The organism is Avibacterium paragallinarum (genome assembly GCF_011765605.1).
Lineage (GTDB): Bacteria > Pseudomonadota > Gammaproteobacteria > Enterobacterales > Pasteurellaceae > Avibacterium > Avibacterium paragallinarum.
Genome location: NZ_CP050316.1, coordinates 647072 through 665246 on the forward strand (window position 1 = coordinate 647072; position 18175 = coordinate 665246).

General features: G+C 41.6%; 17 protein-coding genes, 4 tRNA genes and 1 rRNA gene. 15 read left to right on the forward strand and 7 right to left on the reverse strand.

The window, feature by feature from the left end:
* Positions 1-21 precede the first annotated feature (21 nt).
* Positions 22-136 (forward strand): 5S ribosomal RNA (rrf, locus tag HBL79_RS03245).
* Positions 137-479: 343 nt separating this feature from the next.
* Here the strand turns inward: rrf and cmoB are convergent.
* Entirely contained in the window at positions 480-1445 is a 966-nt protein-coding gene (gene cmoB / locus HBL79_RS03250) for a tRNA 5-methoxyuridine(34)/uridine 5-oxyacetic acid(34) synthase CmoB (protein ID WP_035687254.1), read from the reverse strand.
* A gap of 118 nt (positions 1446-1563) precedes the next feature.
* Here cmoB and rng point away from each other — a divergent pair, with 118 nt between their 5' ends.
* From rng to HBL79_RS03265, 3 genes are all read left to right on the forward strand, one after another.
* Positions 1564-3039: a ribonuclease G gene (gene rng / locus HBL79_RS03255; protein WP_035687252.1), complete on the forward strand. Its 1476-nt coding sequence runs from the start codon at positions 1564-1566 to the stop codon at positions 3037-3039.
* 129 nt (positions 3040-3168) lie between these two features.
* Positions 3169-4617 (forward strand): metalloprotease TldD, encoded by a 1449-nt coding sequence (gene tldD, locus HBL79_RS03260; RefSeq protein ID WP_035687250.1) that lies wholly within the window; start codon positions 3169-3171, stop codon positions 4615-4617.
* 79 nt (positions 4618-4696) lie between these two features.
* Complete coding sequence (locus HBL79_RS03265; protein ID WP_035687248.1) at positions 4697-5899, forward strand: aspartate aminotransferase family protein; 1203 nt, start codon at positions 4697-4699, stop codon at positions 5897-5899.
* A gap of 234 nt (positions 5900-6133) precedes the next feature.
* On the opposite strand, the gene rplI is transcribed toward HBL79_RS03265, so the two are convergent.
* From rplI to HBL79_RS03295, 6 genes are all read right to left on the reverse strand, one after another.
* Positions 6134-6583 (reverse strand): 50S ribosomal protein L9, encoded by a 450-nt coding sequence (gene rplI, locus HBL79_RS03270; protein WP_035687246.1) that lies wholly within the window; start codon positions 6581-6583, stop codon positions 6134-6136.
* A 17-nt stretch (positions 6584-6600) separates the two neighbouring features.
* Positions 6601-6825, reverse strand: coding sequence for a 30S ribosomal protein S18 (rpsR, locus tag HBL79_RS03275; protein WP_035687245.1), 225 nt, complete (start codon positions 6823-6825; stop codon positions 6601-6603).
* A 12-nt stretch (positions 6826-6837) separates the two neighbouring features.
* Positions 6838-7164, reverse strand: a complete 327-nt coding sequence (gene priB / locus HBL79_RS03280) for a primosomal replication protein N (RefSeq protein ID WP_017806383.1) — start codon at positions 7162-7164, stop codon at positions 6838-6840.
* The gene (gene rpsF, locus HBL79_RS03285) at positions 7151-7528 is read right to left on the reverse strand and encodes a 30S ribosomal protein S6 (protein ID WP_035687243.1); all 378 of its coding nucleotides are present in this window, start codon (positions 7526-7528) and stop codon (positions 7151-7153) included. The genes priB and rpsF overlap by 14 nt, the downstream gene beginning before the upstream one ends.
* 364 nt (positions 7529-7892) lie before the next feature.
* Complete coding sequence (gene recN / locus HBL79_RS03290) at positions 7893-9569, reverse strand: DNA repair protein RecN (protein ID WP_035687241.1); 1677 nt, start codon at positions 9567-9569, stop codon at positions 7893-7895.
* A gap of 77 nt (positions 9570-9646) precedes the next feature.
* The gene (locus HBL79_RS03295; RefSeq protein ID WP_035687239.1) at positions 9647-10561 is read right to left on the reverse strand and encodes an NAD(+) kinase; all 915 of its coding nucleotides are present in this window, start codon (positions 10559-10561) and stop codon (positions 9647-9649) included.
* 154 nt (positions 10562-10715) lie between these two features.
* Here HBL79_RS03295 and grpE point away from each other — a divergent pair, with 154 nt between their 5' ends.
* The 11 genes from grpE to HBL79_RS03350 all read left to right on the forward strand — a co-directional run bounded on the left by grpE (position 10716) and on the right by HBL79_RS03350 (position 18010).
* Positions 10716-11309 (forward strand): nucleotide exchange factor GrpE, encoded by a 594-nt coding sequence (gene grpE / locus HBL79_RS03300; RefSeq protein WP_035687236.1) that lies wholly within the window; start codon positions 10716-10718, stop codon positions 11307-11309.
* 498 nt (positions 11310-11807) lie between these two features.
* Positions 11808-13031 carry an ROK family transcriptional regulator gene (locus HBL79_RS03305; RefSeq protein WP_035687233.1) on the forward strand — a complete coding sequence of 408 codons (1224 nt, stop codon included), beginning with the start codon at positions 11808-11810 and terminating at the stop codon, positions 13029-13031.
* A 146-nt stretch (positions 13032-13177) separates the two neighbouring features.
* A tRNA-Met gene (locus HBL79_RS03310) sits at positions 13178-13254 on the forward strand.
* Positions 13255-13259: 5 nt separating this feature from the next.
* Positions 13260-13344, forward strand: a tRNA-Leu gene (locus HBL79_RS03315).
* Between the two features lie 27 nt (positions 13345-13371).
* Positions 13372-13446: transfer RNA gene (locus tag HBL79_RS03320), tRNA-Gln, on the forward strand.
* A 46-nt stretch (positions 13447-13492) separates the two neighbouring features.
* A tRNA-Gln gene (locus tag HBL79_RS03325) sits at positions 13493-13567 on the forward strand.
* 156 nt (positions 13568-13723) lie between these two features.
* On the forward strand, positions 13724-14980 hold the full coding sequence (locus tag HBL79_RS03330) for an NRAMP family divalent metal transporter (RefSeq protein ID WP_035687230.1): 1257 nt from the start codon (positions 13724-13726) through the stop codon (positions 14978-14980).
* Positions 14981-15347: 367 nt separating this feature from the next.
* Positions 15348-16256, forward strand: coding sequence for an SPFH domain-containing protein (locus HBL79_RS03335; RefSeq protein ID WP_017806393.1), 909 nt, complete (start codon positions 15348-15350; stop codon positions 16254-16256).
* A gap of 89 nt (positions 16257-16345) precedes the next feature.
* Positions 16346-16795 (forward strand): NfeD family protein, encoded by a 450-nt coding sequence (locus tag HBL79_RS03340; RefSeq protein WP_017806392.1) that lies wholly within the window; start codon positions 16346-16348, stop codon positions 16793-16795.
* Between the two features lie 7 nt (positions 16796-16802).
* Complete coding sequence (locus HBL79_RS03345) at positions 16803-17441, forward strand: NAD(P)H-dependent oxidoreductase (RefSeq protein ID WP_035687226.1); 639 nt, start codon at positions 16803-16805, stop codon at positions 17439-17441.
* Positions 17441-18010, forward strand: coding sequence for a TorD/DmsD family molecular chaperone (locus HBL79_RS03350; RefSeq protein ID WP_035687223.1), 570 nt, complete (start codon positions 17441-17443; stop codon positions 18008-18010). The genes HBL79_RS03345 and HBL79_RS03350 overlap by 1 nt, the downstream gene beginning before the upstream one ends.
* Positions 18011-18175 lie beyond the last annotated feature (165 nt).

Genomic DNA, 18175 nt, shown 5'->3' on the forward strand with positions numbered 1-18175 from the left:
TTAAAGGATATAAAGAATTATCTTGGCGGCGAAAGTGCAGTGGACCCACCTAATCCATGCCGAACTTAGAAGTGAAACGCTGTAACGCCGATGGTAGTGTGGGAATTTCCCATGTGAGAGTAGGACACCGCCAGGTTTTGAATGAAAGAAGAACGCCATTGAGGGAACTCAATGGCGTTTTTTGTTGTTTCTTATGTTTATATTTTCTTGTATTTTTGGGCTTACTGGATATTGCATTTTATCTTTTAAATGGGTGTATGGGATTTACCTCAGTTGATTTTGAGAAAGTTCCAGTAGCTATAAATATCATTTAGATGAGTATTATAAGATGTACTTATATCAGGAAAAATCTGACAAAATTACACCGCACTTTGGTTTTATACTTTTAAAAAAGAGCATTATAAGAAGCGATAAATAAGAGCAAAGTATTTTACTCTTATTTATATTTTCACATTATTGTAAGTGCGGTATTTTTCTAATTATTTATTCGCCAAAATCACTGCTCTTTTCGGAGCGGGGTAGCCTTCAATGGTTTTACTGTGATCTTGTGGATCAAGGAAATCAATCAGGCTTTCATTTTCTAGCCATTCTGTTTTACGTTGTTCGTCTAGGCTGGTGATTTCAACATCAACACAGCGGACGTTGCGAAAACCGCTCTTTTCAAGCCACAAAATCAGGGCTTTCACGGAGGGAATGAAATAGACATTTTTCATTTTGGCATAGCGATCTTGTGGGACAAGGATGGTATTTTTATCGCCGTTAATCACTAAGGTTTCCAAAACCAGCTCGCCTCCTTGCGTCAGTTGGTTTCGCAACTGGGTGAAATGCTCAAAGGGAGATTTGCGATGGTATAACACGCCCATTGAAAACACTGTATCAAACACGCCTAAGGGCTGCATTTGTTCAATACCGAGCGGGATTAAATTGGCTCGGCGATCATTATTGAGCAGTTTGCGGACGGCTTCAAACTGGCATAAGAAAAGTTCTGTTGGGTCGATACCCACTACCATTTTTGCCCCTTCGCCAACCATTCGCCACATATGATAGCCGCTGCCACAGCCTACATCTAAAACTAGCCGATCTTTAAGTGGAGCAAGGTGTGGACGGACGCGATCCCATTTAAAATCCGAACGCCATTCGCAATCAATATGAATACCAAAAAGATGATAAGGCCCTTTACGCCACGGCATTAATTGTTTGAGATGATGGATAATGCGTTGGCGTTCGCCCGCACTCAATTCAAAATCACCTTGAGATAACACCGCACTTTTTAAATCAATATGGCTGGCTTGTAGCTCGGGCAAAAAATCCACAATTTTTGCCCATTTCGCATAATCACCGTGGGCTTGTTTTTCCCATTGTTTCAGTTGGGCGGGCAGGGTTTCTAGCCACGCAGATAGCGGGCTGGCGGCAATTTGTTGATAAAAAGGGCTAAAGTCGATCATTTTGTTGTCATTTCTAGGTGAAAAGTTGAGAAAGGTCACATTTTACCTGATTTGCCCCTGTTATTCTATTTTCCTTTTGGTTAGACTAGGCAATAGATCAATTAATCATAAATAATATATGGAAACCGTAGAATTATTAGTCAATGTCACCCCGAGTGAAACCCGTATCGCTCTGATTGATACGGGCATTTTGAAAGAAGTGCATATCGAACGCCAAGCCAAGCGAGGCATTGTCGGCAACATTTATAAAGGTCGCGTTACCCGAGTTTTGCCCGGTATGCAATCTGCTTTTGTGGATATTGGGTTGGAAAAAGCGGCTTTTTTGCACGCCTCTGATATTGTTTCTCACACCGAATGCGTTGATGAAAACGAGAAAAAGCAATTTATCGTCAAAGACATCGCAGAGCTTGTGCGAGAGGGGCAAGATATTGTGGTGCAAGTGGTGAAAGATCCCCTTGGCACAAAAGGGGCAAGGCTCACCACGGATATTACTCTGCCCTCCCGCTATTTGGTATTTATGCCAGAAAATAGCCACGTTGGCGTATCCCAACGGATTGAAAGTGAAGAAGAACGGGTGAGATTAAAAGAGTTAGTGCTGCCTCTTTGTGATGAGCTAGGCGGGTTTATTATTCGCACCGCCGCGGAGGGAGCAAGTGAAGAAGAACTGTTACAAGATGCCGAGTTTTTAAAACGCTTATGGCGTAAAGTAATGGAACGTCGAGCGAAATATCCAACCCGTTCAATGCTTTATGGCGAATTGGCATTGCCTCAGCGAATTTTACGCGATTTTATCGGCGTGGATTTAGAACGTATTCGGATTGACTCCAATCTTTGCTTCAACGAAGTGAAACAATTTACCGAAGAATTTATCCCGAGTTTAACAAATAAGCTCGTGCTATATTCGGGAAATCAGCCATTATTTGATGTATATGGGGTGGAAAATGCCATTCATACCACCTTAGATAAACGGGTGAACCTCAAATCAGGTGGCTATTTGATTATTGAGCAGACCGAAGCAATGACCACCATCGACATTAACACAGGGGCGTTTGTCGGGCATCGTAACCTTGAAGAAACCATCTTCAACACTAATATCGAAGCCACCAAAGCCATCGCTCAACAACTGCAACTGCGTAACCTCGGCGGCATTATCATCATTGATTTTATTGATATGCAAAAGGAAGAGCATCAAACCCGCGTGTTAGAATCGCTACAAGAAGCCTTAGCCAAAGATCGAGTGAAAACTAGTGTAAACGGCTTTACTCAACTCGGTTTGGTGGAGATGACGCGTAAACGCACGCGTGAAAGTTTGGAACACGTTTTGTGCGATGAATGCCCTGAATGCAAAGGGCGTGGGCGGGTGAAAACGGTGGAAACCATTTGCTACGAAATTATGCGTGAAATTATCCGCGTGCATCATCTTTTTGACAGCGAAAAATTTGTGGTTTACGCCTCCAGAGCCGTCGCCGAATACTTGATTAATGAAGAAAGCCACGGCTTAGTTGCGGAGCTAGAAGTGTTCGTTGGCAAACAAATTCAAATCAAAACAGAAGCCTTTTATCATCAAGAACAGTTTGATGTGGTGGTGATGTAAAATCATCACAAAAAATGACCGCACTTTATTTTGGCATAAAGAGAAGTGCGGTATAAAATGGCGATCTTTTATCGAATAGCAAGGTAGGCGAATAGACTACCTTAATCATTTTAATTAACGAGAAAGAAAATGTTAGAAAAAGTAACCGCGTCTTTGCTTAGCCCAAATCATTTGGATCGCAAAGCGTTAATTGAGGTTTTCAACCTAATGGATCACCGCAATATTGACTATGCGGATTTGTATTTCCAGCTTAGCCAAGATGAAAGCTGGGTGCTGGAAGATGGCATTATTAAAGAGGGGGGATTCCATATTGATCGTGGAGTTGGCGTGCGTGCAGTGAGTGGTGAGAAAACGGGGTTTGCTTATGCGGATCAAATCGATCTTGCCAACTTGCAGCAATGTGCCAATGCGGTCAAGGGCATTGCTCAAATAACTCAGCAAAGTTTTATCCAGCCTCGTCCCTTTGTTTCAACGCAACCCGTTTTACGTTATCAGCCAATTAATCCCTTAGACAGCTTAAGCAAAGAGCAAAAAATTGAATTGCTCTATTTGGTGGATCGCACTGCCCGAGCCGCTGATCCAAAGGTTACTAAGGTGTCCGCAAGCCTTAGTGCGATTTATGAGGAAGTGCTGATCGCCGCGACCGATGGCACGCTTGCTGCTGATATTCGCCCCTTAGTTCGCCTTTCCATTTCCGTCTTGGTGGAGGAAAAGGGCAAGCGCGAACGGGGCAGTGCGGGCTGTGGTGGTCGCTTTGGGTTAGATTGGTTCTTTGAGGTAGAAAATGGTGAAATGCGAGCGGTTGCTTTTGCCAAAGAGGCGGTACGCCAAGCCTTAGTGAACCTCAACGCGATTCCTGCACCCGCAGGGTTAATGCCTGTGGTGTTAGGGGCAGGCTGGCCAGGGGTATTGTTGCACGAAGCGGTGGGGCACGGCTTGGAGGGGGATTTTAACCGTAAAGAAAGCTCATTATTCACAGGAAAAATCGGGGAATTGGTTACTTCTCCCCTTTGCACTATTGTTGATGACGGCACATTGCCTAACCGCCGTGGCTCGCTCACTATTGATGATGAGGGCGTGCCAAGTCAATGTAATGTCTTGATTAAAGACGGTATTTTGCAAGGTTATATGCAGGATAAAATGAACGCTCGCTTAATGGGGGTTGCCCCAACGGGAAATGGTCGCCGTGAAAGTTATGCACATTTGCCGATGCCAAGAATGACGAACACCTATATGTTAGCGGGACAAAGCAAATTTGATGATCTGATTGCTTCTGTAGATCGTGGCATTTTTGCACCGCACTTTGGTGGCGGGCAGGTGGACATTACTTCGGGGAAATTCGTGTTCTCCACATCGGAAGCCTATTTAATTGAGAATGGCAAAATCACGCAGCCCGTCAAAGGTGCAACCTTGATCGGAAGCGGTATTGAAGTAATGCAAAATATTTCAATGGTTGCAGACAGCGTTGAAATTGATCACGGCATCGGCGTATGTGGTAAAGAGGGGCAAAGCGTGCCTGTTGGCGTCGGTCAGCCCGCATTAAAAATTGAGCAGATAACCGTTGGCGGTACAAATTGATTTTTTATTCAAAATAATTGATTAAATATTCAGTTTGAATTATGCTAGCTTCACTTTTTTGCACATTTAGGGATGGCAAATGAACGCTTATACGAGAAAAACCTTTGATGAAGTGATGATCCAAAATTATTCCCCAGCAGATTTTATTCCCGTTAGAGGGAAAGGCAGCCGCGTTTGGGACAGCCAAGGGCGTGAATACATTGATTTTACCAGTGGCATTGCAGTGAATGCCTTAGGGCATTGTCCTGATGAAATTGTTGAGGTGCTGAAGCAACAAGGGGAAACGCTGTGGCATTCCAGTAACTGGTTTACCAGTGAGCCAACCCTTGAATTGGCGAGTAAACTGGTTGAAAAAACCTTTGCTGAGCGTGTAATGTTTGTTAATTCTGGTGCGGAAGCCAATGAAGCGGCGTTGAAGCTAGCACGCCGTTATGCGGTGGATCATTTTGGTTCGCAAAAAAGTAAAATCATTGCATTCAAACAGAGCTTTCACGGGCGGACATTGTTTACCGTAAGCGTTGGGGGGCAAGCAAAATATTCTGATGGCTTCGGGCCGAAACCAGCGGATATTATTCACGTTCCTTTCAATGATCTTGATGCCGTTAAGGCGGTGATTGATGATCACACTTGTGCCGTGATTGTTGAACCTATTCAGGGCGAAAGTGGCGTGAAGCCCGCAAATCCTGAATTTTTGCAAGGGTTACGCCAGCTTTGCGATGAAAATAATGCCTTGCTTATTTTTGATGAAGTGCAAACGGGGCTATCACGCACGGGTTATCTCTATGCTTATATGAAATACGGCGTGATTCCCGACATTCTCACTTCCGCAAAAGCCTTGGGCAACGGCTTTCCTATTGGAGCAATGCTTACCACAGACCGCATCGCACAAAGTTTCTCGGTAGGCGTTCACGGCACGACATTTGGCGGAAACCCACTGGCTTGTGCCGTAGCCAGTAAAGTGCTGGATATTCTTTCTGAGCCAAAATTCTTACAAAAAACACACCGCACTTCTGAATTTTTGATGCAAAAACTGAACGAGATTAACCAGAAATTTCAGTTATTCAGTGAAATTCGCGGAGTGGGATTACTCATTGGGGCAGAGTTAAAAGAAGAATATCACGGCAAAGCGATGGAATTTGTCAAAAAAACTGCCGAAAATGGTCTGATGATTTTAGTCGCTGGCCCAAATGTCCTGCGTTTTGCACCTGCGTTGAATATTTCTGAAGATGAGTTGATGGAAGGATTAAAATATTTAGAAAAAACGTTAGAAGAAATACGGTAATTATTTTATGTTGTAAAATTTTTCATTGTCACGGGTCATTAGTTTATACTACATAAATTATTTATATTATCTAATAAGTGGATTATTTGAAGCAATTGCGATGATTAACCCTTTGGGTTAAATGCTATTGGCTAAGAAATTTGATTTTTATGTACCTTTTTCTAGGATAGAGATAAAGAAAAAACCTACGATAAAATCGTAGGTTTGATTAATCTTTATCAGTGAAGAATGAAATTATTCAGCAACAACAATGATGTTTAATGTTGCGAATACTTCACCGTGAAGTTGGAAACGCACTTCGTGTTCACCAGTGGTACGGATTAAACCGTTTGGTAAACGCACTTCACTTTTCGCTACTTCAACACCACGAGCTGTGATAGCATCAGCAATATCACGAGTACCGATAGAACCAAATAGACGGCCTTCATCACCCGCTTTACTTGCGATAGCTACAGACTCAAGGGCTTCAAGACGTTCTGCACGATCCATAGCTGCCACAAGTGCTTTCGCTGCTTTTTCTTCTAATTCAGCACGACGTGCTTCAAAATATTCAACGTTAGCTTTGGTTGCCATAACCGCTTTCCCTTGTGGGATTAAGAAGTTACGTGCATAACCAGATTTAACGTTTACTTGATCACCAACGTTACCGAGGTGAACAACTTTATCTAAAAGAATTACTTGCATTACCGTATTCTCCTTAATTACTGATTATCAGTGTATGGAAGTAACGCTAAGAAACGCGCGCGTTTGATTGCACGAGCTAATTGACGTTGATACTTCGCACGAGTACCGGTAATACGGCTTGGAACAATTTTGCCGCTCTCTGAAATATAGTTCTTTAACGTTGCGATATCTTTGTAATCGATTTCTTGAACGTTTTCCGCTGTAAAGCGGCAGAACTTACGACGACGGAAATAACGTGCCATTTGGCTAGTCTCCTAATCTATAAATTCGATTTGCTCGGCGTGTAATACTAATTGACTTAAACCATTTGCAGATTTGTGTGAGGTGATAAACCCTGCTATCAATAAATTACTGCCGACCGTAATGCTTTGAGTTTTTGCAATTAATTGATTGCCACTAACTTGAACTGCGATTTTACACCACGCTTGACGGGGTAAACCCGCTTCTTGTTGCTCTGAACGATGTTCTAAATAAAAGCGACAATGTTCAATGCCGTTAGGGCTTTTGCTTCGCTTGGGAAAGTCAGTAACTCGCCCAATTAATGAGAAGCGATTATCAACCTTTGAATTACTCTTCAGCATCCTCAAAATCGTTGTTTTCAACTTCAGCTAAAGGTTTACGCTCTTCGCGTGCTTTAACCATTGGGGACGCTTCTGTTACGGCGTGCTTAGTACGAATAATTGCGTTACGAAGAACTGCGTCGTTGTAACGGAATGCTGTTTCTAGCTCGTCGATGACTTCTTGAGGCGCTTCTACATTCATTAGCACATAATGTGCTTTGTGTAATTTGTTAATTGGGTAAGCTAATTGACGGCGACCCCAATCTTCTAAACGATGGATTTGACCGCCCGCTTCTTTAATAGAATTGGTATAGCGCTCAATCATCGCTGGTACTTGTTCGCTTTGGTCCGGATGAACCATAAACACGATTTCGTAGTGACGCATTACTGCTCCTTACGGGTTAATCAGCCTCCGACTGTAAGACCAGCTACCAATCTTGCGGAAGCAAGGAACGAAAATGATGATGTAGCTGTATGGCGTGTGATTATACAGGATTAATAGAAGAATACAAGGAAAATTATCGTATTTAATGTTATTAGGTGGGGAAAAAGTTTGTTTGCTAATGCTGGATGTAATAGAAGAAAATATAGCCCAAAAGATACAATATTTGACTTAAGCATAAGACAGAGCCATCCATAAGCCGGAAAGGATGGACTATACATTAGATACAAAATGGTATAGGGTAATTTTGAAACTAAACGCTCATATTTTTCTATTAGATGTTAAATTCAAACTGTATACAGTTTAATTATGCAATTAAACCAAGCATTTCCTCCGCATTAGCAATCGCTGTTTCGGTGATTTTTGTTGAGCCTAATAATTTTGCTAGGGCTTTAACACGTTGTTGTTTTGAAAGTGCGGTCATTTTTGTTTCTGTTTTCCCCGCAACAGTGTGTTTTTCAACGGAGAAATGTTGATGACCGCAGCAGGCGACTTGCGGTAAGTGGGTTACGCAAATGACTTGGCATTTGTTGCCGAGTTTGCGTAATAGTTTGCCGACAACACTCGCTGTTGCACCGCTGATCCCAACATCAATTTCATCAAAAATTAGGGTTGGGATTGCGGATTTGTCTGAAGTCAGCACCTGCAGAACTAAAGCGATACGAGAAAGTTCCCCACCTGATGCCACTTTGGCGAGTGGCTGGGCGGATTGCCCTAAATTCGCCTGTAAAATGAATTGAATTTGATCCATTCCGTTACTGGTAAGGTTGCTTTCTGATGCGTCTAGATTAATGGAAAAGACCGCATTTTCCATTGCGAGCTGTTTAATGCCTTTGGTTACCTGTGCCGATAATTTTTCAGCCCCTTTTTGGCGGCTTAAACTCAAGATTTTAGCAGCTTCAAGTAACTGTTGATGAGCCTGTTTTTCTTGTTCGATAAGGGCTTCTTCACTATCGGTGAATGCCATTAATTGTTCAAGTTCTTGTTTGAGCGATTGGTGCAAACTCACTAATTCTTCCGCTTTTACATTATGTTTGCGGGCTAATTGCAGTGCCTGCCCCATACGCTGTTCAACTTCTTGTAAGCGATAAGGGTCTTGTTCAATATTGGCAGATAAATGCTGAATTTCGGAACTGGCTTCTTGCACCTGAATTAAGGCTTCTTGCAACATCGTTAAGGCTTCTTCATAGTGCGGATCTAAACTGTGCAACTCTTCCAAATTTTGGATTGTGCGGTAGAGCAAGCTATCAACATTTAATTCATCGTTCTCACTGAGGGTATTTAAAACCGATTGCGAAAGGCTTGTAAGTTCTTCGCTATTTGCAAGGCGATGATATTCTTCCTCAAGATCGGCATATTCATTTTCTTGTAGGGCGAATTGATCCAGTTCTTCCACTTGATATTGCAACAGTTGTTTTTTCGCTTCATTTTCCGCACAGCGTTGCTTAAAGGTATTTACCTGCTGTTGTAGCGTTTTCCATTGACGATATTGTTTCTGCACGTTCGCAAGCAATTCATTATTGGCACAATATTGATCGAGCAAAGTCAGGTGATAATCATTTTTGAGTAGCCGTTGGGAGCAATGTTGTCCATTCACTTGAACCAAAAGTTGCCCAAGTTCTTTGAGCTGGCTTGCGGACACAGGAATGCTGTTGATGAAGCTTTTAGAACGCCCATCAGTATTGATGATACGGCGTAAAATACAGTTTTCGGGGTTATCTTCATCGTGCAATTCTTGCGATTTTAGCCATTCTGCAGCGGGGCTTTGTGGCACAATTTGGAATGTCGCACAAATATCCGCACGGTTTTGTCCTTCACGCAGCATCGCACTTTCTGTACGTTGTCCTAAACAAACGCCGAGTGCGTCAATCGCAATGGATTTTCCCGCCCCCGTTTCTCCAGTGATGACAGACATACCTTGAGCAAATTCAATATCAAGATGATGAACAATGGCGAAATTATTGATCGTAAGTTGAATAAGCATAATAAACTCCCGTTTAACTGTATGTTTATCAGTTTATAACTGTTTTTATTTACAGTAAAGGGGTTTATTAAAATTTTTTAGGCTGAATTGCGTAGCCAGCCTAATTTTGTGCTTAACACATTGTAATAATTGTAATTTTTTAAATGCAATAAACGAAGCTTATGTTGGCTTTTATAAATATGCACCACATCATCAGGGGTAAATGGCAGTGCCACTTGGCTATCGCAACCCACTTCCAGTTGACCCGTGTTGTAATCAGCAAAGCGAATGGAGATTTTACTTTCGCCATCAATTACTAAAGGGCGAGAAGAGAGGGTGTGCGGGAACATCGGCACAAGTGCAATGGCATTGAGTTGCGGGGTAAGAATTGGCCCGCCTGCTGAAAGGGAATAGGCGGTTGAGCCTGTTGGCGTGGACACAATCAAGCCGTCAGAACGCTGTGAAAAAGCCAGTTTATCATTAATATAAACGTGAAAATCGATCATATGGGCGATTTTGGCTGGGTGAATCACCGCTTCATTCACCGCGTTACTGGTGGTGATAATTTGCCCTTCTCGTTCGATCGCTGTTTCCAGCAAAAAACGCTCTTCAACAAAAAACTCACCGTTGTCTAAGCAGGCAGCGAGCTGTGCGTACGCATTTTTGGGATCAATATCAGTTAAAAAACCCAGATTACCGCGATTAATGCCAATGAGTGCAATATCATATTTGGCTAAAATTCTTGCGCGCCCAAGCATATTGCCGTCGCCGCCAATCACAATGGCTAATTGTGCGTTGCGACCAATTTCCTCTAATTCAGCCAGATGTACCGCGGGCAAACCTAACCGTTCGCCAATAGGCTTTTCAACTAAAACTTGATAGCCTTTCTCTGACAACCATTGAAAAAGGTTTTTGTGCATTTGAAGATTCACATCATTGCGTGGTCGCCCGACTAATCCAATAGTCTGAAACGAACGATGCAAGGTGTTATTATCAATGATATTTGGGGACATAGTCATAATTCGCGAAAAATGAACCGCACTTGAATTCAAAAAATTAGCAGCTATATTACACATAAACCTTGACAGTGGCTAGCCAAGTTTAACCACTGCCAATTTTTCTATTTTTTGTTACAATACCTCAGATTTTGAATAGATGGAGAAAACAATGTCAGAACAAGAACAACAAGCCGAACAAGCGAAAGCCGAAGAAACACAAGCGGAGCAAGCACAAACTGCGGCGGAAGAGCAGGAAAATCCTGCAGTAGAAGAGGGCGATGCGTTGGAAGAAGCCATTGCACGCGTTCAAGAACTTGAAGAACAACTGGCTGAAACAGCGAAAAAAGAGCAAGATATTTTGTTACGCAGCCGTGCGGAAATGGATAATATCCGCCGTCGTGCCGAGCAAGATGTGGAAAAAGCTCATAAATTTGCCTTAGAAAAATTCGCCAAAGATTTATTGGAAACTATTGATAATTTAGAACGTGCCTTAGCCACGGAAGTTAGCACCGAAGATGAGGGAATGAAATCTGTGCTTGATGGCGTGGAATTAACCTTAAAAGGCTTGCTTGCAACCGTTGCTCGCTTTGGCGTGGAAGCGGTGGGCGTGGTGGGGGAAACCTTTAATCCTGACCTACACCAAGCCATTTCAATGCAACCAACAGAAGGCTTTGAAAGCAATCAAATCACTACCGTATTACAAAAAGGTTATTTATTAAACGGACGCGTTATTCGCCCTGCAATGGTAATGGTTGCGGCATAGGCTTTTTCATAATAAAAAGAGTTCACAAGGAAAATAATTGGTCTGCTCCTTAGAGGTTGGATTAAAAATCAACAGAGTAAGGAGCAGATTTTTTATGCCTAAATACCGGCAATCTTTCAAACAGCAAGTTATCAGGTTTTATTTTTAAAATGATAAAATCGATTATTAATTTATTAATATTTTCAAATTGTTAAAACAATATTGGAATTAGAAGATAAAATTGCTACGTTAAAGAGATGAAACAAGCTTTTATGGGAAAGATGAGGGGGATTATGAGCGGAAATTGGAACGACTCATCTCTGTGAAAATTAGCAACTTTGAACTAAGATAAGGATAATTTTTTGAATGCAGATCGTAGCCCCATTTTTAATGTTTTCCAGTTATAGGATTTTTTGCTAATTCATTTTAAAATAGGCTAATTGTTTGGCGTTATTATCGTTGAAAATACAGCAAAATGAATGTTGAAATTTTAATGATGATATGAATGAGGGAAAAAGAATGCGAGTAGATAATCAAATTGCAAATGTTGATTTCGTTAAACAGATGAATAGTGCGGTGGTTTATAAATTAATCGATCAGCAGGGACCGATTTCTCGTATTCAGATTTCAGAATTAAGCCAGCTTGCCCCCGCGAGTGTAACGAAAATTACGCGGAATTTATTATCGCGTGGCTTAATTAAAGAAGTGGAGCAACAAGAATCCACAGGTGGGCGGCGACCGACTTCTATTGTGGCAGAATATAAAGCTTTTCGCACGCTGTTAATTCGCTTGGGGCAAGAGAGTATGACCTTAGCGATAATGGATCTCTCGACAAAATTGCTGAAAAAAGAAGAGATCGCACTGCCTGCGTTCAATCAAGTGAGTGAAATGGAAGCCTTTTTGTGCGAGCATTTATCTCAGTTCATTACGCAAAATCAACGCTGCAATGCAGAATTTATCGCCATCGGCATTACGGTGTCGGGCTTTGTTGATGCCAAAACCAACCAAATTCAGCACCTACCGCACTTTTCCCTCGATGAACCTTGGGATCTTGCCGCTCATATTTCGCAACAATTTCAATTAATGACATTTATCGGACACGATGTGCGAAGTCTTGCTTTGGCGGAGCATTATTTTGGCGTAACTCAAGATTGCTATGATTCCCTCTTATTAAGGATTCATCGCGGTGTGGGGGCGGGGATTGTGATTAATCACGAAGTGTTTCTCGGTTATAAAAATAATGTGGGGGAAATCGGACATATTCAGGTTGATCCGCTCGGCAAACGCTGTTTATGTGGCAATGTGGGCTGCTTGGAAACAGTGGTGAGCAACGCGGCGATTGAAGAAAAAATGCAACGCTTACTGGAAGAGGGTTATACCAGCAAATGGCTTTCGCTAGAAAGCCACGATATTGAAGCCATTTGTAAAGCGACCAATAAACAGGATGCCATTGCGGTGGAGTTGATTGAACACGTTGGTACGCAAATTGGGCGAGTGTTGGCGATGAGCGTGAATATGTTTAACCCTGAAAAAATTGTTATTTCAGGGGAAATTACGCAAGCGAAGAATGTGCTTTTTGCTGCTATTCGCCGCACTCTAGAGCATCTTGCCTTGCCCGCTTTTGTGAAAAATACGCCACTTGTGGTTTCAGAGTTGAAAAATGAAGATGTAATTGGTGCATTTGCCTTGATTAAGCAAGCATTGCTTGACGGGCGTTTATTGCAACATTTGCTTGCAGAGTAAAGTGCGGTTGGTTTTTCCATCAATTTGTATAATCTCTATGCGAACGAAAAAGAATTTAGAAAAAACAAAAAAAAAGAGTTGACGAAGGGGGGCGAGATCAGCATAATTAGCCCCGCAAAGCCGATGAGGTGAATGCAAAAATGAATGGCTATGTAGCTCAGTTGGTTAGAGCACAACACTCATAATGTTGGGGTCACAGGTTCGAATCCCGTCATAGCCACCATATTTGCGGGACTGGCGAAATTGGTAGACGCACCAGATTTAGGTTCTGGCGCCGCGAGGTGTGTGGGTTCAAGTCCCTCGTCCCGCACCATTCATTAGCTTGCAATTCTTTAGTAGATGGGGTATCGCCAAGCGGTAAGGCACCGGGTTTTGATCTCGGCATCCCTAGGTTCGAATCCTAGTACCCCAGCCATACTATCAAACTTCTTATCATTATTTCTAATTATAGAAATCTTTATTGGGGTATCGCCAAGCGGTAAGGCACCGGGTTTTGATCTCGGCATCCCTAGGTTCGAATCCTAGTACCCCAGCCATATTGATTTTTCTTGATATACCCAAGTTTTAATTATTTCTTTTCTATTGTATTTCACCATTAGAATTAATAGGTAAAAAAGAGAGAAATTTCATTTATCTATCTGTTTTTTCTTGTCATATCCATTACAATTCTTTCTTTTATATAAGGAATTTTTATGCAAATAGAAACAACATTAAGTTGGAAAAGAAAATTTAGTGCATTAGGGCCTGGAATTTTAATGGCATCTGCAGCAATTGGTGGATCGCACATTATTGCTTCAACTCAAGCTGGAGCGATTTATGGCTGGCAGTTGGCAATCATTATTATTTTAGCCAATTTATTCAAATATCCTTTTTTCCGTTTTGGGGTGCAATATACCTTAGATACGGGTAATACGCTGTTAGATGGCTATCGGCAAAAGGGAAAAGTATATTTATGGATTTTTTTCTTATTAAATATATTTTCGACAGTGATAAATATGACCGCTATTTCTCTATTAAGTGCGGTGATTCTTAATTTTGTATTGCCTAATCCGATTTCAGTATCTATCTTAAGTTCCATAATGATTTGTACAGCAATGGCAATTTTATTAATGGGAAAATATCGTATGTTAGATGGGTTAGCTAAAATTATTATGTTAGCCTTGACTGTAACTACTGTTACCGCTGTGGTTATTGCTTTAATGCGTAATGGAATACAGGGCGTTGCTCCAGATGATTATATTTCTCCTTCACCTTGGAATATTGCCTCATTAGCTTTTATTGTCGCATTAATGGGATGGATGCCTGCACCTATAGAACTTTCAGCAATTAATTCTATGTGGGTGGTAGCTAAACGTCGTTTGACAAAAGTTTCATATAAAGAAGGTATTTTTGATTTTAATGTTGGTTATATTAGTACAGCAATCCTCGCTTTAGTATTTCTTGCATTGGGAGCATTAGTTCAATTTGGTGCGGGTGAAAGTGTTCAAATGGTGGGCGGAAAATATATTGAACAACTCATCAATATGTATGCTTCTACGATTGGTGAATGGGCTAAAGAACTTATAGCATTCATTGCGTTTATGTGTATTTTTGGTACGACGATTTCAATGCTAGATGGTTATTCTCGAACTAATCTCGAGAGTTTGAGATTATTAATTGGCACTAAAGAAAGTCGTTTGAGTTTCTTGAATCTTTCAATTCTTTTTTCCACTATTTCGGTATTAATTGTTATTTTTGGTTTTAATGATGCTGTTGGGCCAATGTTAAAATTGGCAATGATAGGTTCATTTGTTTCTACGCCAGTGTTTTCGTGGTTAAACTTATCTTTAGTGATGAAAGGTGAACACCGAGTGAAAGGGGGACTATTCTATTTATCTCTAATTGGATTAGTTTATCTTGCTGGGTTTACACTCTTATTTATCGTTTCACAAATAGGTTGGCTGGAGTAAATGATTATGAAAAACACCGCACTTATAAAGTGTGGTGTTTGGCTTCTCAGCGATTTCTTATCTCTCATCTCGAAATGAAGACAACTATTTAGTATTGTTAGACATTTTTATAGTAGAGGAGCAGTTAAAGTTTAGTATTTTATTTAAAGTGATGATGAATCCTTACATAAGCACTTATCTATTTTTCATTGCTATTTAATATTGCGTTACTTCGCCTTGCCTTATTTTGAACTTAAACGACTATATAACGTAAGTCATTGGTAAAACCTATTTAGTGATACATCAAAATGGTAGATGTTTCTCTATACAAATGCCTATTTTATTTGTTAGACTTCAACCACTTATCAAGGTTTTAGAGGAGAAGAAAATGGAACTGCCTATTGTAACGCTTGTCTTTGTTTTATTAGTGATTGTGGTGTTGTTTTCCACATTGAAAACTGTGCCACAAGGCTATCATTGGACGATTGAACGTTTTGGACGCTATACCCGCACTCTCACCCCAGGGCTAAATTTTGTTGTGCCTTTTGTTGATCGCGTTGGACGTAAGATCAATATGATGGAGCAAGTGCTAGACATTCCTTCACAAGAGGTCATCTCGAAAGATAACGCGAATGTGTCGATTGACGCAGTTTGTTTCGTGCAAGTGATTGACGCACGCCGTGCTGCTTATGAAGTGAATCATTTAGAGCAAGCCATCATTAATTTAACGATGACGAATATTCGCACCGTGTTAGGCTCAATGGAATTAGATGAAATGCTTTCCCAGCGTGATAGCATTAACGGGCGTTTATTAGCTATTGTTGATGAAGCCACTAATCCTTGGGGGATCAAGGTTACGCGTATTGAAATCCGCGATGTTCGTCCGCCGCACGAACTTATCGCTGCAATGAACGCACAAATGAAAGCGGAGCGAAATAAACGTGCTGAAATTTTAGAAGCTGAAGGGATTCGCCAAGCGGAAATTTTGCGTGCGGAAGGGGAAAAACAATCCCGCATTTTGAAAGCAGAAGGGGAGCGAGCAGAAGCCTTTTTACAAGCGGAAGCCCGTGAGCGTGCCGCAGAAGCGGAAGCAAAAGCCACCCAAATGGTTTCTGAAGCTATCGCTGGCGGAAATACCAAAGCGATTAATTACTTTATCGCCCAAAAATATACCGAAGCGTTAAAAGAAATCGGCGGGGCAAACAACAGCAAAGTGGTGTTAATGCCACTTGAAGCAGGGAATTTAATCGGCTCTGTGGCAGGTATCGCCGAGCTACTAAAAGGCGAAAAACAATAAGTTTTGCCAATGAATATTGGGGCATTATGCCCCTTTTCTTATACCGCTCATTTTCATTACAAGTTTTTCATTATAGAAGGAGGGATAAAATGGACTGGCTTTCAGCGTGGACGGCTTGGCATTGGCTCATTTTAGGGTTTGCTTTGCTTATTGCCGAGATTCTTATTCCAGGCGTTTTTCTGCTGTGGTGGGGATTAGCAGCCATTATTATTGCAGGCGTAATGGCATTATTCATCAGCTTATCCTTAACCATTCTCGTGATTGGTTATGCCATTTTAGCTCTGATACTAAGTTTTAGCTGGTGGAAATACCAACACAACAAAGATTTACAGGACCAATCGCACACCTCATTAAACCAGCGTGATCACGCAATGCTCGGCACAAAAGGCATTGTGCAAGAGATCAACGAAAACGGCATTGGACGCGGAGCGTTTGGGGATACCACTTGGCGTATTCAAGGCAACCACTTGCAAGTGGGGGATGCCGTTGAAGTGCATAAGGTGGATGGGATTACATTAATCGTCACTAAAATAGAATGATAACATTATGAAACATTTAATTATTTTTGCTCACCCAAATGGGCAGGGCAGTTTTAATCGCAGCGTATTAGAAGCGGTTGTTCGCAGTAGCCAAGAGCTTAATGTGGAAACTCAAGTGCGGGATTTATATCAGCTCGATTTTGACCCTGTGATTTCTTGGGCAGAATTGCAAGGGGCAAATCAGGGCATTACCCCCGCAGAAATTCGCTATGAACATCATTTAATTCGTGAAGCGGATCTCATCACCTTAGTCTATCCCCTATGGTGGATGGGCTTTCCAGCCATTTTGAAAGGCTATTTAGATCGCGTGCTAAGCCACGGCTTCGCCTATAAAACCGAAGATGGACAGTCTGTCGGCTTATTACAAGGCAAAAAAATGCAACAATTTATCACCCTCGGCAGCAATGTCGAAAAATATCAACAGCTCGGCATTGATAAATCCTTGCGTGATTGCTTGGTTGATGGGCTGTTTAATTTCTGTGGCATTAGCGATATTCAGCATTGCTTCTTCGGCGATATTCATATTATTGACGACAAAGTACGTCAGCAAATGCTTGATGACGCCGCGAAAATTACAACGCAAAATCTGACCGCACTTTGCAACGCTCACTACAATGTTCATAGCAACGATAAGGAAACCCCATAATGAGCCAACAAAGTTTAAATCATTTTTCGTTGATCAGCCGTTTATTTGGAAATCTGTTTTACCGTTCACCGCAAGCTCCCACCTTGCAAAATGTCTTTGTGTGGTTGCATCAACAACCGCTCAATGCTCTTTGGGCGTTGGAAACCGATAAGCAAAGCGAGCAAGCGTTAGCCGCATTGCAAATGAAGATCGACTTAGCCTTGCTCGATCAAGAATACCAACGTTTATTCGCAGGCGAAAATCCCTTAGTGAAAACCGATCTTGCAACTTATGGCATTGATCCCGCGGATTTTCTTGCCTTTCGTCAAGAGCGAGGAATGCCCGAGGTAGAACAAAGTGCGGTGGGTTTTCCCCTCGTTTTTCTCACCGCCTCTTGGATTGAAGACAATCTTGATTCCACAGAGGCCCAAAAAAACTTATTCGCCGAGTTTCTTCTACCTTGTGCAAGCAAATTTTTGTCCGCCGTGGAAACCCAAGCCAACTTACCTTTTTACCGCTCTCTTGCGATTCTTTCACGAGAAATCCTTTCCGCAATGGCTGATGAGTTGGAAGAGATTGCAGATAAATAATTATCTTCATATATGAAATGAGGTGTTTCAAATGAGGATACTAGATAGCTTATTTAAAATTATAGTCGTTTGATTTTTTTAATAATGCCGTATTACTACATTGCTTTATTTTAAATTCAAACGACTATAAGGCTATTTGTGTAAATTAAAACGTATGTGTTCATT

What these genes read in the sequence shown, in the direction of transcription:
- cmoB (WP_035687254.1), bottom strand. Translation starts at nt 1,445, where the DNA reads ATGATCGACTTTAGCCCTTTTTATCAACAAATTGCCGCCAGCCCGCTA.
- rng (WP_035687252.1), top strand. Translation starts at nt 1,564, where the DNA reads ATGGAAACCGTAGAATTATTAGTCAATGTCACCCCGAGTGAAACCCGT.
- tldD (WP_035687250.1), top strand. Translation starts at nt 3,169, where the DNA reads ATGTTAGAAAAAGTAACCGCGTCTTTGCTTAGCCCAAATCATTTGGAT.
- HBL79_RS03265 (WP_035687248.1), top strand. Translation starts at nt 4,697, where the DNA reads ATGAACGCTTATACGAGAAAAACCTTTGATGAAGTGATGATCCAAAAT.
- rplI (WP_035687246.1), bottom strand. Translation starts at nt 6,583, where the DNA reads ATGCAAGTAATTCTTTTAGATAAAGTTGTTCACCTCGGTAACGTTGGT.
- rpsR (WP_035687245.1), bottom strand. Translation starts at nt 6,825, where the DNA reads ATGGCACGTTATTTCCGTCGTCGTAAGTTCTGCCGCTTTACAGCGGAA.
- priB (WP_017806383.1), bottom strand. Translation starts at nt 7,164, where the DNA reads ATGCTGAAGAGTAATTCAAAGGTTGATAATCGCTTCTCATTAATTGGG.
- rpsF (WP_035687243.1), bottom strand. Translation starts at nt 7,528, where the DNA reads ATGCGTCACTACGAAATCGTGTTTATGGTTCATCCGGACCAAAGCGAA.
- recN (WP_035687241.1), bottom strand. Translation starts at nt 9,569, where the DNA reads ATGCTTATTCAACTTACGATCAATAATTTCGCCATTGTTCATCATCTT.
- HBL79_RS03295 (WP_035687239.1), bottom strand. Translation starts at nt 10,561, where the DNA reads ATGTCCCCAAATATCATTGATAATAACACCTTGCATCGTTCGTTTCAG.
- grpE (WP_035687236.1), top strand. Translation starts at nt 10,716, where the DNA reads ATGTCAGAACAAGAACAACAAGCCGAACAAGCGAAAGCCGAAGAAACA.
- HBL79_RS03305 (WP_035687233.1), top strand. Translation starts at nt 11,808, where the DNA reads ATGCGAGTAGATAATCAAATTGCAAATGTTGATTTCGTTAAACAGATG.
- HBL79_RS03330 (WP_035687230.1), top strand. Translation starts at nt 13,724, where the DNA reads ATGCAAATAGAAACAACATTAAGTTGGAAAAGAAAATTTAGTGCATTA.
- HBL79_RS03335 (WP_017806393.1), top strand. Translation starts at nt 15,348, where the DNA reads ATGGAACTGCCTATTGTAACGCTTGTCTTTGTTTTATTAGTGATTGTG.
- HBL79_RS03340 (WP_017806392.1), top strand. Translation starts at nt 16,346, where the DNA reads ATGGACTGGCTTTCAGCGTGGACGGCTTGGCATTGGCTCATTTTAGGG.
- HBL79_RS03345 (WP_035687226.1), top strand. Translation starts at nt 16,803, where the DNA reads ATGAAACATTTAATTATTTTTGCTCACCCAAATGGGCAGGGCAGTTTT.
- HBL79_RS03350 (WP_035687223.1), top strand. Translation starts at nt 17,441, where the DNA reads ATGAGCCAACAAAGTTTAAATCATTTTTCGTTGATCAGCCGTTTATTT.